This is a genomic window from Pseudomonas sp., from assembly GCF_049645325.1.
In the GTDB taxonomy this organism is placed as follows: Bacteria; Pseudomonadota; Gammaproteobacteria; order Pseudomonadales; family Pseudomonadaceae; genus Aquipseudomonas.
In genome coordinates this window covers 1-2,683 of the sequence record NZ_JBARTQ010000677.1, presented here as the reverse complement: position 1 = coordinate 2,683, position 2,683 = coordinate 1, and the positions used below count along the sequence as shown (strand labels likewise).

Here is a 2,683-nt window from a genome sequence, read left to right as displayed (position 1 = left end):
CCGATAATCCTCACCAGTTCTTCATGTTCTACGGCCACCATCATCGGCACACCGATGATGCGTCGGCTGACCACCATGCCGACCAGCAACGACGCCGCGAGACCAGATCGCAGCTTTGCTTCAGGCTCCAGATGCTCGTGAGTACCACCGAGCAATCGCGATTGAATGAAAGCGCGTAGCTGATCGCGTGCCTGATCATTGACAAAGGCACCACGCAGCGTGGCCATCAACGGTTCCGACTCTTCCGGGATGCCCTCCCACGCGGTGAGAAACGCGCGCACTACTCGCTCGCCCAAGTGTTCGTCCGGGCCTTCATAGAGCGCGTCGAACCGCTCCAGAGCAGAAGCCGGGATTGCCATAACCGCCGCGAAGAGTTCGTCCTTGGAGCGGAAAAACTGCATCACTTGAGCCACATCGACCCCTGCGTCAGCCGCGATCAGACGGATAGTGGTGGCGGCAAAACCGTCGCTGGCGAAACGCGCACGTGCCGCTTCGAGCACCAGATGGCGCGTGCTGTTGGGGCCTGGTCGACGCCCACGACGCGGCGCAGGAGGGGTTTCTTTCTTCATAGTCATATCCAAATTATTACGAAACATCGTCAATATCAACGAGTGTTGAATTATTTTCTCGTCCGCCGTACCTTACTGGAATCGATCCCATAATCAAGAACAATAAGGAATCCAGCATGAGTCTGTCTCCTGCACCTGCGTTGAGCCCCGTGTTGACAGGTATTTTTGCCGGCCCGATCGCCGGACTCAAATACCAGACACCCACGCTATCCGGCGTGACCTCCGACAATGGCGAATTTTACTACCGCGCCGACGAGGCCATCAGCTTCCGGGTCGGCGGGATCGTGTTGGGCGCCATACCGGCCGCACCACGCCTGAATCTCGCGCAACTGGCCAATCGTGTCGACGGCAAGATCGACAAATTGCTCGATCCTTCGGTCACCAACCTCGCTCGTTTCGTGCATACCCTGGATCAGCAAGGCAGCATCGAGTCAGGCGTAAAAATTGCGCCGGTTGTGCACGAGCTGATTGGCGTCACACCGATCAATTTCAGTCCACCGGTGATGCCGATGGGCCAAGGCGGCGTGGTCGATTTTGCCAACGATCCGACGCTGCTGCAGATTCTCGAAACACTCAACGCCACGCCCGGTGTGTTCACCGACAAAACACCGCGCACACTGTGCGATGCAGCCACCAGCCGTAACGAATTACGCCGCAATATCCGCGGCATCATCAAGATGACCGATGTGCGCATTCCGTTGCGCGACGGCTCGTACGTTTGCGCTGACGTCTTCCGTCCTGCCGAGCCAGGCGAATACCCGATCGTCATGAGCAAGGGCTTTTACGGCAAGAGCTTTTACCACGACTGTATATGCAACGAGGCCGACGTCCTGCGCAAGGAGCAAATGGAGGATCGTTATTTCTCCGGCAACCCGGACGGCGCCCAATACGAAAACCATGAGACCGTCGACACCTCGGTGTGGGTGCCGGAAGGCTATGTGTGCATCCGCGTTGACGCGCGTGGTGTGTGCAAAAGCCCTGGACTGCAAGCGCCCTTCAGCGTTCAGGAAGCCGAAGATTATTACGACGCCATCGAATGGGCAGGCACTCAGCATTGGTCCAACGGCAACGTCGGGTTGTGGGGTATGTCGTACTTGGCGATGGCCCAGCACAGTGTCGCCAGCCTTCAACCGTCGCACCTCAAGGCGATGATCGCGCAAGGCACCGACGCGGATATCTATAACGAAGCCCTGTACGGCGGCGGCATCTTCGGCTCAGGCTTTTGGAACTGGTGGTGGAAGATCTGGTCAGGCAACAACCACTGTGGCGAGCGTCCGGAAACCGACTGGATGGCCCGCGTGCTGGCGACGCCGTTCAATGACATCAACGCCTACGGCCCGCGCGGCAGCATCTTCATGCGGCCGGACATGAGCAAAGCCACCGCCCCGGTGTGGATCGTCGGCCCACAAGTCGGTGCGATCATTCACCAACTCGGCAGCAGCGAAACCTACATCCGTTCCACCGCTGCCAAAGCGCGCAAATTCGATTTTGCCGATGCCTGGTTCCCGGACTCCTACAGCAACAAATCAATCGCCGAACACATGCGCTATTTCGATTACTGGCTCAAGGGCATCGACAACGGCGTGATGGACGAAGCGCCGGTACGGGTGCAGGTGCGAACCGGCGGTGGTGCCCATTTTGTCCTGCATGAAAACGAGTGGCCGATTGCGCGTACCGAGTACCGTCGCTGGTACCTCGATGCTCGCCCTTCAGACTGGCAAAACGACGGTCGTCGTCTCAACGTGCTGCGCATTACCGAATCGCTGCCAACCGCTCAAAGCCGCGCCGAATACGACGCGCACCTTGATCTGGGCACGTCAACTCTCGCGCCGGCGGGCTCCAGTGACGGCACGCCACGCTGGTCGACAGGTGTCTCGTTTGTCAGCGAGCCGATGAGCGAAGACATGACTCTCGCCGGCTACATGAAGGTCGGTCTGTGGGTGGAGTCCACCAGCGAGGATATGGACGTGTTTGTCTCGCTTCGGGTTCTCGATGAGCAGGATCGCGAAATTCGCTACGAATCCGTGGTGCTGCCGGTGGATCCGGTGCACATCCACCCGGTCGGGCATGGCTTGCTGAAAGTGTCCCGCCGAACGCTGGACGCCGAACGTACT

Annotated in this window: 2 protein-coding genes; one reads left to right on the top strand and one right to left on the bottom strand. The window is 58.9% G+C overall.

The genetic code is table 11. The features are described 5' to 3' along the window. Positions 1-569: TetR family transcriptional regulator (locus WBB95_RS28970; protein WP_424490700.1), on the bottom strand; the 569-nt coding region annotated here is incomplete at its 3' end. Between the two features lie 116 nt (positions 570-685). Here WBB95_RS28970 and WBB95_RS28965 point away from each other — a divergent pair. Then, positions 686-2,683 (top strand): CocE/NonD family hydrolase (locus WBB95_RS28965; protein WP_424490699.1); only part of this gene is annotated, 1,998 nt, incomplete at its 3' end.